Below are 13133 nucleotides of genomic sequence, written 5' to 3' on the forward strand. Positions count from 1 at the left end.
CCTCAGGCGGCCGCGTCGGTGGAGTCGCCCTCTTGCTCGGTGTCGGACTCGTCCGGCTCGCCGTCGGGAGCGTCCCTGTGCGCGTCGGGCCCGTCGCCCGGTCCGGCGCCGTCACGCGGACCGGCGCCGTCACGCGGACCGGCGCCCTCGCGAGGACGGTCGCCGTCACGCGGACCCGCGCCGTCCCGAGGACCCGCGCCGTCCTGAGGGCCCGCGCCGTCGCCTCGTCCGCCACCGTCGCCGTCGCGCGGGGCATCGTTGTCCTGACCCGGGTTATCGGAGCGGGGGCCGGCCTCCTGGCCGTTCGGACCACGTTCGTCGGCCTCGGGGCGCTGCTCCGCGTCGGAGCCGCCGTTGCTGAGCTCGAAGCCGGAGGTCTGGGCGGGGCCGAGGTTCCATCCGGTTGCGACGCCGCCGCCGAACGCGAGTCCGGCCACGACGAGACCGCCGGCGGCCGCGGCCGCGATGACAGGCCACGAACGGCTCTTGGCCTCACGATTCTTGGGGGTGCCCTCGTTCGTGACGGGAGCGACCGGGGTGGTGGGGATGCTGTTTTCGGGGGTGCGAGAAGGGGCCGGATTGTGTCCGGCTGCATACGTGTCGTTCATGCTTCCACTCTGCCGGGGCAGATTAAGAACAGCGCATGATTGCGTTCAGCGTCCGCTGGGAATGCCGCGAACTCCAGGGTCGACGCCCGGGCTGTCGGGCGAGGGCACGCGTGAGACAACCCCACACGTCCCAGCAGCCACGCGGGTTTACACGCGTCGCGCCGACGCTCTAGAGTGTCGTCAGCACCCCGAGGGAAGGAACGCCATGGCCGAGCTGCCGGACGTGCGCTTCCTCACCGTCGCCGAGGTCGCCGAACTGATGCGCGTGTCCAAGATGACCGTGTACCGGCTCGTGCACGCGGGGGAGCTTCCGGCCGTGCGGTTCGGCCGCAGCTATCGCGTGCCGGAGTCGGCCGTGGTCGAGGCCCTGCAACGACCCGTCGCCGACGTCGGCTAGACTGATCCGAGGCCTTTTTTCTGAGCCTTGTGTTCCCGGGAGCCGGTCATCGGCACCCAGACTCCAGACATTGTGAGGTTTTCCGTGGGTTCTGTCATCAAGAAGCGCCGTAAGCGTATGGCGAAGAAGAAGCACCGCAAGCTGCTTCGTAAGACTCGCCACCAGCGCCGCAACAAGAAGTAAGCGGCTCCTGCACCGAGCGCCTGTCCTTCGCGGCGGGCGTTTCGTGTTCGCTGCGCCGCGCCTGACCTTTGAGGAGCCGCCATGCAGTCCATCTCCGTTCAGCAGCTGCGCGAACGCGAGGGCGTTCCGCTCATCGACGTCCGTGAGCCCGACGAGTTCGCCGCGGGCCATGTCCCCGGTGCCGTGAACCTGCCGATGTCGAGCATGGGGGAGCACCTCGACGAGTTGCCCGAGGGGCCCTTCGACGTCATCTGCCAGGTGGGCGGGCGATCGGCCCGTGTCGTCGAGGCGCTGACGGCGCGGGGGCTCGAGGCCACCAACGTCGAGGGCGGCACCAGCGCATGGGCCGAGGCCGGTTACGACATCGAGCGCTGATCGCTGCGGCGCACGCGTGCCGCGCCTCGCACCCGGCGGCGTCTGCCTAGGATCGAAGGGTGACAACCCTGACGGTGATCGGCAAGCCGGACTGCCACCTGTGCGATGTGGCGGAGGAGATCGTCGAAGCCGTGGTGGCCGACCTTCCCGACGCCGTCGCCGACACCGTGGTGATCGAGCAAGCGTCGATCGCGGATGACCGCGCGCTGCACGCGCTGTGGTGGGAGAAGATCCCGGTCGTCCTCATCGACGGTGAGCTGCACGCCCACTGGCGGGTCTCCGCCGACCGCCTTCGCACGGCGATCCTGGACGCGACCGCCTAGCGCTGATCGGTATCTCCCGGGATCACCGGGATGGCATTGGTGAACGCCGAGGCGCGCTCCACGGCCTCGGCGCTGCCGGTGAACAGTCCTGCGCCGGGATCCTCTGTCGCGGGAGGATCCGGCTCAGTCACGGTCTCGCCGTCTTCGGTGACGAGTACCCGCTGGACGGGCAGAGCGTCGGGCATCGTGCGCTGCATCCACGTCACCATCGCTTCACGCACCTGACAGCGGAGATCGAACAGGGTCGGTGCGTCGGCTGCGGTGACGAGGATGCGGATGCGGATGAGTCCGCCCGTGGCTTCGGTGACCTGCAGCACCGATGTCCGCCCGTCCCACAGGTCGGTGCGGGCGAGGACGTCGTCCAGGTGCTCGCGCATCCGGGCCGGTGAGACGCGCCAATCCACGTCGAACTCCACCGCGCCCAGCAGTTCGCTGCCGCGGCGCGTCCAGTTCTCGAACGGCTGCGTGGTGAAGTACGTGCATGGCAGCACGAGCCGCCGGTCATCCCACAGGTCGAGCACGACGTAGCTCAGGGTGATCTCGCCGACGCGCCCCCACTCGCCCTCGACGACGACGACGTCGTCCACGCGCAGGGCATCGCTGAACGCCAGCTGGAGTCCCGCGAACATATTGGCGAGCACCGACTGCGCCGCAAGGCCCGCGACGATCGAGGCGATACCCGCCGACGCCAGCACGCTCGCCCCGACCGCCTGCACGGCAGGGAAGGTGAGGAGTATCGCGCCGATCGCGATGATGATGATGAGTGCGATCGCCAGACGCCGCACGATGAGGGTCTGGGTGCGGATGCGGCGGGCCACCCGGTTGTCGGGAACATCGATGCGGTAGCGGCCGAGGGTCACATCCGTGCCGAAGGTCACGAGGGCGCTCAACAGCCAGGCGGATGCGGCGATCACCAGGATCGTGAGGACCTGCGTCAGAGTCGGCATCCACGCCGCCTCGGGGAACGCGAGGCCCACCGCGGCCCACACTCCCGCGAGGAGCACGGCGGTGCGGAACGGTATCCGCGCGTGGCGCACGAGCTGATGGGGCCACGCCTGGCGGCGGGCGATGAGACGGGCGGTGATCGTCACCACCGCCGTGAAGAGGATCGCGGCGAGAATGCACACGAGGAAGGTGATCGCGAAGTTCAGCCAGGGGTTGTCCAGCATGGGTCTCCTCGGTGACGCGCCCGGCGGCTCCTCCGGGCGAAGCATCCCCCTATGAGAGCACCCTGCGGCCCGCCTGGCGAGGGGGTGTGCTGCCGGTGAGGTGTGCGTTCTGCTCAGCTGATCCCGCGCGCGAGGACCGGGGCGGGCACCACGGCGATCCGCGCGGCCTGCCCGTATTCCACGCGTTCTGCTGCCGCGTGCTGCACCCGCACGAGTGTGCCGTCGTGCGTGCGCACGACGGTGGAGGAACACCTCGTCGTCGGCCGTAACCGTGTGCGGGGGTGGGGGTCAGGCGGTGAGGCGTGAACGGAGCCGGTCGAGGGTCGCGTCGCTCGCGCCGCCGGAGCGCAGGTACGCGCGAGCGCCGCCGCGCTCATCAAGCCACTGCAGCGCCGCTTCGATCGCGCTGGGCGGGCTGCCGGCCATGAGGTCGGCGAGGGCCGGAGTCACCTCGACGCCCATCATCGACACCATCCCCTTCATCCGGTCGAACCACGCTCCGCCCAGCCGTTCCTGGGAGAGGGCGTAATCGGCGATGGTCGCCTCCCGCTGCACGCCGATCGCATCCAGGACCACCGCTGTGGCGACACCGGTGCGGTCTTTGCCCGCCGTGCAGTGGATGAGCACGCCGGCATCCTCATCGGCGAGGAGCTGGGCGACGCGGGCGAAGGCGGATGCGCCGTGCCCCAGCATCTGTCGGTACATATCGGCCAGGCTGGGGAGGTTCTCCAGGGCGCGCTGGACGGCGCGGTTCGCGGCGTCGCGGTCGCCCGTCGCATGGGCGGTGAGCGCTTCCTCGATGAGGAGTGACATCGCGCCCTCCAGCAGGGGGAGATGCAGCTCCTTCACCCGGCGGCCGGTGGGGAGCCGGTCACGCGCGGTGTCGCGTTCGACCGGGGTGCGAAAGTCGACGATCGTGTCCACCGGCGACGCCGTGAGCTGCTCGATTCCGCGCGAGCTCAGGGCATGCAGGGCGTCCGCGCGGAAGAAGACCCCCGACGCGGTCGCGCTGCCGTCGTCCAGCGGAAGGCCGCCGAGGTCGCGGAAGTTGTACGTGCCGTCGAGTTCATCGAAGTCCGTCACTCCCTCAGGCTAGGGCGTGAGCGGTCAGGGGGCGAGGCGCGTCGGGCCGCGGAAGAGGAAGGTCACCTCGCGGATCGACGATTCGCCGAGCAGCAGCATCAGCAGGCGCGCGAGGCCCATGCCGAACCCGCCGTGCGGCGGGGTGCCGTAACGGAAGAAGTCGAGGTAGTCGGCGACGCCGGCGAGGTCCAGGCCCTTCTCGACCGCCTGCTCCTCGAGCACCCGGACGCGGTGCTCGCGCTGGGCGCCGGTGGTGATCTCGACGCCCTTGAAGAGCAGGTCGTAGGACTTGGTCATCCCCGTCTCGGGGTCACGCATGTGGTAGTACGGCCGGATCTCGGGGTGGTAGTCGGTGACGAACACGAACTGGTGTCCGTAGGTCTCCTCGATGTACGCGGCGACCTGGCGCTCGCCCTCGGGGTCGAGGTCGCCGTCGGTGCGCGGGATCTCGTACCCGCGCTGCTTCACCGTCTCGCGGGCCTCTGCGAGGGGGATGCGGGGGAAGGGGAGGGTCGGGACGACCACCTCGATGCCGAAGAGCTCTTCGATCTCCGCGCCGTGCTTGTCCTTGACGGCCTGGATGGCGACCTGCAGGAGTTCTTCCTGCATGCGGGCGACATCTTCGTGGGAGTCGATCCAGCTGATCTCCGCATCCACCGACGTGAACTCGGTCGCGTGGCGGCTCGTGAACGACGGGTCGGCACGGAAGACGTCGCCGATCTCGAAGATCTTGCCGAAGCCGGCCGACTGCGCCATCTGCTTGAAGTGCTGCGGGCTCTGCGCGAGGTAGGCGGTCTTGTCTTCGAAGTACTCCATGCTGAACAGCTCGGCGTTGGATTCCGAGGGGCTCGACATCAGCTTGGGGGAGTGGATCTCGATGTAGTCGCGCTCGATCCAGTACGTGCGCATCGCATGCTCGAGCGTGGTCTGCACGCGGAAGATGAGGTTGTTCCGCGCCTGGCGGAGGTCGATGAAGCGCCAGTCCATGCGCTTGTCCAGGCCGCTGTCGGCGGCGATGGGCGTTTCGGGGAGCGCCTCGGCCGCGATGTCGAGCCTGCCGATCTTCACCTCGACGCCACCGAGCTTGACGCGCTCGTCGTGCTTGAGGTCGCCCGTCACCGTGAGGAACGTGCCGGTGGTCAGGGCGGAGATCGTCTCCGTCAGGGCGAGAGCAGCGGCCGATCCGGGACCCGAGGTGGTTTCTCCGGTCTCTCCGCTCGTCGAAGGCTCGGCGAGCGCCCGCGTCGCGGGGTTGACCAGCTGTACGGCACCGGATTCGTCGCGCAGGATGACGAACTGCACCTTCTTCTGATCCCGCACCGTCTCGACCCATCCCGACACGGAGACCGGGCCGTCGGGGAGGGACTGCAGCTGCTTGACGAGAACGCGTTCACTCACGAGGGTTCAGTCTACGTGGGGCGGCGCGGGGGATCGGTGGGCGCCTGAACCCGGCTCGGCTCGGGGTCGGCGTGCCGTTGGGATCGGCGTGCCCGTCGGGGTCGGCGTGCCGTTCGGGAGGAGATGTGAAGTCCGGAGGACGGAAATGCCGGATCCGCCCCTCCCCACTGCACATCTCCTCCCCGGAGGTACGCCGTTCCCGGGCCGGTCTCGCTCGCCCGACCGGAGCCTGCGGTGCGCGTGCTCCCGACCGTGAGTCATCGTCCGCCCGTTCGCGAGGCCAGGTCTGCGCACGGCGGGGTCGGACAGCTCTGACAGCATGGGGACGTGAGTGCAGCGACGGTCGACCCCGCGCTCGTCCCCGAGCTCCTGGTCACCGACGTGCGGAAGAGCATCGGGTTCTGGTGCGGACTCTCCGGGTTCGAGATCGACTACGAACGCCCCGACGAAGGCTTCGCCTACCTCTCCTGCGGAGGCGCGCACCTGATGCTCCAGCAGCGAGGGATCGGTCGTGACTGGGTCACGGGGCCGCTCGACCCGCCTTTCGGGCGGGGAATCAACTTTCAGATCAGCATCCCGGAGCTGGATCCGATTCTCGCGGCGCTCCGCGACGCCGACTACCCGCTCTTCATGCCCCCGGAGATCAAGTGGTACCGCGTCGGCGACCACCAGGAGGCGGGTGTGCGACAGTTCCTTGTCACCGACCCGGACGGCTACCTCGTCCGCTTTCAAGCCTCGATGGGGCGTAGACCTACCGGATGATCCCGGCGTCGCGGCCTACGTCCGGCGAACCACCTTCTCCAGGAGGCGGGTCTTCGAGCGGGTGACCGGTCGCCATCGGCGATGGGCATCGTGCCAACCCGGTGCGCGGACCTCCGGGACACCCCGGTTCATGCGGATATCCCAGCCGCTCCGGTCGAGGAAGCGGTGATGGAACCAGCACAGGAGGACCCCGTTGTCGGTGTGGGTGGGGCCGCCTCGGGCGTGCTCGGTGACGTGATGGATCTCGCACCATCCCGCGGGGACGCCGCATCCCGGGATGATGCAGCCACCGTCCCGGAGCGCCGTCGCGCGTCGCTGGTGCCGGTTGAACACGCGCTCCTCGGTGCCGAGCCGCGTGATGCGGCCCGTGGCATCGAGCGTGATGCGCTGGATGCTGCCGCTGCACGCCACATGCCGGGCGAAGGCAGGCGATAGCGGCTCGTCGGTGCCCTCGGCGTAGGCCCACCCGCGGCCGGTGCGCAGATCCTCTTCGCGAATCGATACCACCAGGGTGGGCGCCGCGCCGCCGATCGTCGGCAGGTCGCCGCTGGCTGCGGCCGCCATCAGAGCGGTCGCGAGCGCGTCGTGCCGCCGCTGGGCGGGTCGCCGGTCGTCCACGGGGCAGAGCTCCTCGGATTCGTCGGAGGAACCGGGCGGCGGAGGCTCGCGAAAGACGACCCCGTTGTCGTCGACGCGCGGGGACATGATCGCGTCGAGGATGCGCTGCAGCTGAGCGGCGACCTCGGGCATCAGGCGACCGCGGAGGGGAACCATGCCGTCCTGCGCTGCGCCCAGCGTCAGCCACCGGCGGTGCATCGCGTCGCGCTCGCGCGGCTCCGCGCCGTCCTGGTCGAGGGCAGCCGACCACGCGAGAGCCTGGATGCGAAGCAGCTCCGCGCAGGCAGCCGGCGCCTCATCCGGTCCGGTGCCCCGCGCCTCGGCGGCCAGCACCTCATCGGCCAGCAGGACGGCATCGCGGGCGACACGCCGGTCCAACTCCGACAGCGGCGCGCTCACCGCGAGGATGCCGTCGACGCCCACGTCGCCGTCTGCCATGGCACAGCGAAGGGCGGGAAGAAACGGCGGCAGCACTTCACCGGAGGAGGGGGCGATCCGTCCGCGCACCGCGCGAGCCGCCCGCTGCCATTTCGTGGCGGTCTGCGGTGCGACGCGCGTGGTGCGCTGGAGAAGTTCGGAGACGTCGTGGCATCCGGCTCGTGACGTGAGCCTCGCGTCGCGATCGGGCGAGGCGGAGCGCGCGGCGACCTCTCCGGCGAGCTCGACGAGGACCGACTCGGTGCGGCGCTCGATCCGACCGGTGAGGGCGAGGGCTTCCAGCAGCGCATCGTCTTCGGCTGCGCCTACGGCGTCGGTCGCGAGCACCTCGGCGATCACCGCATCCACGCGGCCGGCGAGGTCGCGGAGGGTGTCGACGAGTGCTTCCATACCCCCATTCTGCCGAGGGCCACCGACATTGAACCTGCGATATTTCCCTGGTCAGCGTTCATTCCGGTGCTGGCGACGGAACCGCGCCACCTGGGGAGGAGATGGCGCTTCGGGAGGATCAATCCGCCCTATTCCGCCCTCCCCAGTGCACATCTCCTCCCGAAATGCTCGCCTCCTCCGGGGGTGCTCGCCGGCGGCCCACCTCGCGCCAGCCACCGCCACCTCGCCCCCCGCCGCCCCGGCTGGCGCATGCCCGGGCGCGATCCGGGCATGTCCGGTACCGTGCCCGCCCCCACCCGGTCTCTAAGATGAGCGCGTGACCTACCCGACGCCTCCGAGCGCGCCCCTCGCCGTCCCGCCGGCGACCACCCGTCGGCCTGTGCGGGTGTGGGACATCGTCCTCACCGTCCTCCTGGTGCTGCTGTTGGGCGTCTTGGCGATGCTGGCGTCGTATTTCGGCCTCTTCTTCGCGATGGCCTCCGATGGATGCTTCGACGACAACTGCAACTACGATCTGCTCAGCTTCGGCGTGTGGTTCGCGGTGATTTCGCCGTGGGTGGTGCTGGTCTTGACGCTCGCCGCTGCCGTCATCCTGCTCATCCGGAGGCGACTGGCTTTCTGGGTCCCCCTGGCCGGGGCCGCACTCACGATCACGGCCTTCTTCGTGGCGCTGCTGGTCGTGGGCGCCGCCGTCGGCACGTAGCGCGCGGGCCCTTCCGGATAGCCCGAGGAACCACGCCCGGATAGCCCGAGGGACCACCCCCGGATAGCCGGAGGAAGGACGCAGGGGAGCCCCCAGGAACTCGTAACCTGCCCCGCCTACGCTGGGACGAGGCATCCCCACGGGTGCCGATCGCCGAGACGAAGGCCCGGATGACCGACCTCACCCTTGCAGTGACCTCCCCTGGCGGGGACGGCTCGTGGCTCACGGCCCTCGTCGACTGGACGGTCTCGCTCATGGAGGTGATCGGCCCGGTCGGGGCCGGCGTCGCCATCGCGCTGGAGAACCTCTTCCCGCCCATCCCGAGCGAGGTGGTGCTGCCCGTGGCCGGCCTCACGGCGAGCCGCGGGTCGTTCACGCTCGCCGAGGCGCTGATCTGGACCACCGCCGGATCCATCGTCGGGGCGCTCGTCCTCTACGGGTTGGGACGCCTGCTCGGGGCGGACCGGCTCCGCAGGTTCGCCGACAAGATCCCACTCGTCAAAGCGGAAGACGTCGACAAGACCGTCGCATGGTTCCACCGGCACGGCGGCAAGGCGGTGTTCTTCGGGCGGATGCTCCCGATCTTCCGAAGCCTCATCTCCATTCCCGCGGGCGTCTCGAAGATGCCCATCTGGAAGTTCGTGCTGCTGACCGCGGCGGGGAGCCTGATCTGGAACACGATCTTCGTGCTCGCCGGCTTCTTCCTCGGTGCGCAGTGGCACATCGTCGAGCAGTACGCCGACTTCCTGCAGTACGTCGTGATCGCTGGGCTCGTGCTCGCCGCCGCCTGGTTCGTCTTCACTCGGGTGCGCTCAGGCAGGCAGCCCCGGCAGGAGCAGGCCGACGGCGCCTAGGGGTGCAGCGGGGCCGCGGCGGCAGCATCCGCTCAGCCCGCCCACAGAAGCCCCCGGCTTACACTGGGAGCGTGCCCGCCGATCGCCTCCACCTCGTGCGCCATGGCGAGGTCCATAACCCCGGACGCGTGCTGTACGGCCGGCTCCCGGGCTTCGGACTGAGCGCCGACGGCCGGCGGATGGCGCGTCAGGCGGCGGAATACGTCGAGTCGCTGGAGCGCCCCGTCACCGCCCTCGTCGTCTCGCCCCTGCAGCGTACCCGCGAGTCGGCGGAGCCGTTCCAAGAGCTGCTCGGCCTCGAACCGTTCATCGACGAACGCGTCATCGAGCCGACGAATGTCTTCGAGGGCAGGCGGATGCAGCGGGTCTTCTACAACCCGCTCAACTGGCGTCATCTCGCCAAGCCGGCCCTTCCGAGCTGGGGCGAGCCGTACGAGTACATCGTGGCGCGCATGCGCGAGGCGATGGATGACGCGTGGGACCGCTCGGAGGGCGGCGACGTCGTGATCGTGTCGCACCAACTGCCGATCTGGGTGGCCCATCTCTCCATCGCGGGCGGCGCCCTGCGCCACGACCCCCGCCGCCGGCGGTGCGCGCTGTCGAGCGTCACCAGCTTCGAACGTCGAGGCGAGTCGTCGACCTCGGAACGCTGGGTCGAGGTCGCCTACGCCGAGCCGGCTTCCACGGATGGTGCCGTCGACGTGGGAGCGGTGTGATGCGTCGCTTCGTCTCGCCCTTCGGGCTCGCTCAGCGACCGGGGCGCGGGCGCCGTCGCGGGGCCGCCCTCGCGCTCGCCGCCGCGCTGTCGCTCGGGCTCGCCGGATGCGCCGCGGATCCGCTCGCCGACCAGTACCGGGCGGGTGACAACAAGGGCTACATCGCCGCGAACGGGTTCGCGACCGAGGAGATCGCCGCCGCCGATCGCGGCGAGGCGGTCGAATTCTCGGGGGTCACCGAGTCCGGCGACGAGGTGTCCTCCGCCGACTTCGCCGGCCAGGTGCTCGTCGTCAACTTCTGGTACGCCGCCTGCGGCCCCTGCATCGTCGAGGCCCCGCGCCTGGAGGCGGCGTACGAGGCCTTCGAGGGTCAGGATGTGGAGTTCCTCGGCGTCAACACCTACGACCAGGCAGCGACCGCCGCATCCTTCGCCCGTGACAACGGCGTGAGTTACCCCAGCGTCATCGACGTCAACGGCGGCGCCGTCAAACTCGCCTTCGCCGAGCACGCCCCGCTGAGCGCGACGCCCGTCACCCTCGTCCTCGACACCGAGGGACGCGTCGCCGCCCGCATCATCGGCGAGCTGCCGGATGCATCGATCCTCGAGGCGATCGTGCGCGACACGCTCGCGGAGGCGGCGTGAATCCCGGGGCCATCGTCTTCGACGGTGCGCTGTGGCTCGCGCTTCCCATCGCGCTGGCGGCGGGCCTGGTGTCGTTCCTGTCGCCCTGCGTCCTGCCGCTCGTGCCGGGATACCTCGGCTTCATCGGCGGCACCGTCGCCCCGCGCCGGGGCGGCTCCGGCGCTGCTCCCGGGCGCGGACGGCTCGTGGGGGGCGTGCTGCTGTTCATCGCCGGGTTCACGCTCGTGTTCATGACGATGACCGTCCTCGGCGGCACCGTCGGGCAATTCTTCCTGGAGTACGCCGACCCCATCACGCGCGTCCTCGGGGTGGTCGTCATCCTGATGGGCCTGGTCTTCATCGGCCTGTTCGGCCTTGCGCAACGCACCTTCCGGCCCCGGACCCGCAGCAGTGTCGGACTCATCGGCGCACCGCTGCTCGGGATCGCTCTCGGCATCGGCTGGGCACCCTGCATCGGCCCGACGCTCACCGCGATCCTCTCGATCTCGTGGAACCTGGGCGACCCCGGCCGTGCGGCAGCGCTCGGCCTCGCGTACTCCCTGGGCCTCGGCATCCCGTTCCTCCTACTCGCGCTGGGCTTCGGCTGGGCCACCCGCTCCGTCGCGTTCGTCCGCCGCCACATCCGCGTCGTCAACATCGCCGGCGGGGTGCTCCTCATCCTGCTCGGCCTGCTGATGGTGACCGGCGTGTGGGGCGCGTGGATGTCGCAACTGCAGGGGGTGTTCCGAAGTGTCCCGCTCCCGCTCTGACTCGCCACCCGCTGAGGCACCCGTTCCCGAGATCGTCGAAGGGACGCTCCGCCCCGCGGATCACGCGTCGGCTCCGGATCCCGCCGACGGATCGAGCGGCGACGTCACCTCGCCCGCGCTCGGGTTCGTCGGGTGGCTCCGCTGGGGATGGCGCCAGCTGACCAGCATGCGCACCGCGCTCGTGCTGCTCCTCCTCCTCGCCATCGCGGCCGTGCCGGGATCGATCGTGCCTCAGCGCAGCGCCGACCCCAACGGCGTATCGCAGTACTTCACCGACAACCCCGACCTCGCGCCGATCCTCGACAACCTCAGCCTCTTCGACGTGTACTCGTCGCCGTGGTTCTCGGCGATCTACCTCCTGCTGTTCGTCTCGCTCATCGGCTGCGTCATCCCGCGCACGAAGCATCACTGGAAGGCGCTGCGCTCCCGTCCGCCGCGCACGCCGGCACGCCTCGCGCGGCTCGACGACGTCCGCGAACGCCATCTGGAGGCCGCGTCGCCGGAGCAGGCGGAGCAGCGTGCCGCCGAGGCGGTCGCCTCCGCAACCGAGCAGCTGCGCAAGGCGGGATACCGGGTCGAACGCTATGACGGCCGTGGCTCCTTCTCCGTGTCGGCCGAGCGCGGCTACCTGCGAGAGACGGGCAACCTCGTCTTCCACAGCGCGCTGGTCGGCGTGCTGATCGCGGTCGGCGTCGGCGGCGGGTTCACCTACACGGGACAGCGGGTGATCGTGGAGGGCACCACCTTCGTCAACTCGCTGCTGGACTACTCCTCGTTCAACCCCGGACGCTTCGTCAGCCCCGAGAACCTGACCCCCTACGCGCTGACACTGGACGAGTTCGAGGTCGCGTACGTCCCGCTCGGTGAGCAAGGCGCAGGGCAAGCGGGGAGCTTCTCCGCGAACCTCACCACGCGCGTCGGCGGAACGGAGAGCCAGGGGGAGGTGCGGGTGAACCACCCGCTGGATGTGGCCGGCGACCGGGTCTACTTGATGGGCAACGGATACGCCCCCACCCTCACCATCCGGGACGCAGAGGGCGTCGAGATCTTCCATGACTCCGTCCCGTTCCTTCCGCAGGACACCAACATGACGTCGCTCGGCGTGGTGAAGGTGCCGGACGGGCTCCCCGAGCAGATGGGACTCGTCGGGTTCTTCTACCCCACGCAGGCAGCGCTCGGTTCGGGCGCCTTCACGTCGGCGTACCCGGCGCTGGTCAGCCCGGTGCTGACCTTCAACGTCTTCGTCGGCGACCTGGGCATCGACGACGGCACAGCGCGTTCGGTGTACACGCTGAACACCACCGACATGGAGCAGCTGAGCGGCGGTGACACCGGCGTCGACTCGATCGAGCTGGTCCCCGGTCAGACCACCGACCTTCCGGGGGGCCTCGGCACGATCACCTTCGAGAACGAGGCGCCCGAGGGCGCGACCGGTTACGACGAGTCCGTGAAGCGTTTCGCCTCGCTCTCGATCCACCGCGATATCGCCGCGCCCTGGGTGCTCTCGTTCGCGCTGCTGGCCACCTTCGGATTGCTCGCAGCCCTCTTCATCCCGCGTCGACGGATGTGGGTGAAGGCCACACCGCAGGGTTCCTCGGTGCACGTGGAGTACGCCGGCCTGGCGCGGGGCGAAGACCCGACGCTCGCCGCCGCGGTGGAGCAGTTCGCGGCCCGTCACGGCGACTTCCTCGAGGGATCGCGCCGCACCCCCGACGTAGACTGA

17 protein-coding genes are annotated in these 13133 nt (G+C 69.9%); 11 read left to right on the forward strand and 6 right to left on the reverse strand.

Annotated elements, in window-relative coordinates; genetic code table 11:
• Nucleotides 1-2: 2 nt before the first annotated feature.
• Entirely contained in the window at nucleotides 3-608 is a 606-nt protein-coding gene (locus tag AC4FS1_RS16070) for a hypothetical protein (protein WP_491156710.1), read from the reverse strand.
• 205 nt (nucleotides 609-813) lie between these two features.
• Here AC4FS1_RS16070 and AC4FS1_RS16075 point away from each other — a divergent pair, with 205 nt between their 5' ends.
• From AC4FS1_RS16075 to AC4FS1_RS16090, 4 genes are all read left to right on the forward strand, one after another.
• Complete coding sequence (locus AC4FS1_RS16075) at nucleotides 814-1005, forward strand: helix-turn-helix domain-containing protein (RefSeq protein WP_491156711.1); 192 nt, start codon at nucleotides 814-816, stop codon at nucleotides 1003-1005.
• 84 nt (nucleotides 1006-1089) lie between these two features.
• Nucleotides 1090-1188 carry a 30S ribosomal protein bS22 gene (locus tag AC4FS1_RS16080; protein ID WP_003792170.1) on the forward strand — a complete coding sequence of 33 codons (99 nt, stop codon included), beginning with the start codon at nucleotides 1090-1092 and terminating at the stop codon, nucleotides 1186-1188.
• A gap of 81 nt (nucleotides 1189-1269) precedes the next feature.
• Nucleotides 1270-1563 carry a rhodanese-like domain-containing protein gene (locus AC4FS1_RS16085; protein ID WP_491156712.1) on the forward strand — a complete coding sequence of 98 codons (294 nt, stop codon included), beginning with the start codon at nucleotides 1270-1272 and terminating at the stop codon, nucleotides 1561-1563.
• 59 nt (nucleotides 1564-1622) lie between these two features.
• Complete coding sequence (locus AC4FS1_RS16090) at nucleotides 1623-1886, forward strand: glutaredoxin family protein (protein ID WP_491156713.1); 264 nt, start codon at nucleotides 1623-1625, stop codon at nucleotides 1884-1886.
• On the opposite strand, the gene AC4FS1_RS16095 is transcribed toward AC4FS1_RS16090, so the two are convergent.
• The 4 genes from AC4FS1_RS16095 to aspS all read right to left on the reverse strand — a co-directional run bounded on the left by AC4FS1_RS16095 (nucleotide 1883) and on the right by aspS (nucleotide 5536).
• The gene (locus tag AC4FS1_RS16095; protein WP_491156714.1) at nucleotides 1883-3055 is read right to left on the reverse strand and encodes a mechanosensitive ion channel family protein; all 1173 of its coding nucleotides are present in this window, start codon (nucleotides 3053-3055) and stop codon (nucleotides 1883-1885) included. The two genes, AC4FS1_RS16090 and AC4FS1_RS16095, sit on opposite strands and share 4 nt — an antisense overlap.
• A gap of 113 nt (nucleotides 3056-3168) precedes the next feature.
• A complete protein-coding gene (locus AC4FS1_RS16100) occupies nucleotides 3169-3291 on the reverse strand; it encodes a hypothetical protein (protein WP_491156715.1) in 123 nt (40 codons plus the stop codon).
• Nucleotides 3292-3343: 52 nt separating this feature from the next.
• The gene (locus AC4FS1_RS16105; protein ID WP_491156716.1) at nucleotides 3344-4138 is read right to left on the reverse strand and encodes a tyrosine-protein phosphatase; all 795 of its coding nucleotides are present in this window, start codon (nucleotides 4136-4138) and stop codon (nucleotides 3344-3346) included.
• A 24-nt stretch (nucleotides 4139-4162) separates the two neighbouring features.
• Entirely contained in the window at nucleotides 4163-5536 is a 1374-nt protein-coding gene (aspS, locus tag AC4FS1_RS16110) for an aspartate--tRNA(Asn) ligase (protein WP_491156717.1), read from the reverse strand.
• 327 nt (nucleotides 5537-5863) lie between these two features.
• Here aspS and AC4FS1_RS16115 point away from each other — a divergent pair, with 327 nt between their 5' ends.
• The gene (locus tag AC4FS1_RS16115) at nucleotides 5864-6298 is read left to right on the forward strand and encodes a bleomycin resistance protein (protein WP_491156718.1); all 435 of its coding nucleotides are present in this window, start codon (nucleotides 5864-5866) and stop codon (nucleotides 6296-6298) included.
• Nucleotides 6299-6313: 15 nt separating this feature from the next.
• On the opposite strand, the gene AC4FS1_RS16120 is transcribed toward AC4FS1_RS16115, so the two are convergent.
• Nucleotides 6314-7744, reverse strand: a complete 1431-nt coding sequence (locus AC4FS1_RS16120) for an HNH endonuclease signature motif containing protein (RefSeq protein WP_491156719.1) — start codon at nucleotides 7742-7744, stop codon at nucleotides 6314-6316.
• Between the two features lie 316 nt (nucleotides 7745-8060).
• Here AC4FS1_RS16120 and AC4FS1_RS16125 point away from each other — a divergent pair, with 316 nt between their 5' ends.
• From AC4FS1_RS16125 to resB, 6 genes are all read left to right on the forward strand, one after another.
• Nucleotides 8061-8447, forward strand: coding sequence for a DUF6264 family protein (locus tag AC4FS1_RS16125; protein ID WP_491156720.1), 387 nt, complete (start codon nucleotides 8061-8063; stop codon nucleotides 8445-8447).
• Nucleotides 8448-8617: 170 nt separating this feature from the next.
• Nucleotides 8618-9301 (forward strand): DedA family protein, encoded by a 684-nt coding sequence (locus AC4FS1_RS16130; protein WP_491156721.1) that lies wholly within the window; start codon nucleotides 8618-8620, stop codon nucleotides 9299-9301.
• A 71-nt stretch (nucleotides 9302-9372) separates the two neighbouring features.
• The gene (locus tag AC4FS1_RS16135) at nucleotides 9373-10017 is read left to right on the forward strand and encodes a histidine phosphatase family protein (RefSeq protein WP_491156722.1); all 645 of its coding nucleotides are present in this window, start codon (nucleotides 9373-9375) and stop codon (nucleotides 10015-10017) included.
• Nucleotides 10017-10661 (forward strand): TlpA family protein disulfide reductase, encoded by a 645-nt coding sequence (locus tag AC4FS1_RS16140; RefSeq protein WP_491156723.1) that lies wholly within the window; start codon nucleotides 10017-10019, stop codon nucleotides 10659-10661. The genes AC4FS1_RS16135 and AC4FS1_RS16140 overlap by 1 nt, the downstream gene beginning before the upstream one ends.
• Nucleotides 10658-11410 (forward strand): cytochrome c biogenesis CcdA family protein, encoded by a 753-nt coding sequence (locus tag AC4FS1_RS16145; RefSeq protein WP_491156724.1) that lies wholly within the window; start codon nucleotides 10658-10660, stop codon nucleotides 11408-11410. Before AC4FS1_RS16140 ends, AC4FS1_RS16145 begins: the two co-directional genes overlap by 4 nt.
• On the forward strand, nucleotides 11391-13133 hold the full coding sequence (gene resB / locus AC4FS1_RS16150) for a cytochrome c biogenesis protein ResB (protein WP_491156725.1): 1743 nt from the start codon (nucleotides 11391-11393) through the stop codon (nucleotides 13131-13133). Before AC4FS1_RS16145 ends, resB begins: the two co-directional genes overlap by 20 nt.

Source organism: Microbacterium sp. Z12_35 (assembly GCF_058310475.1).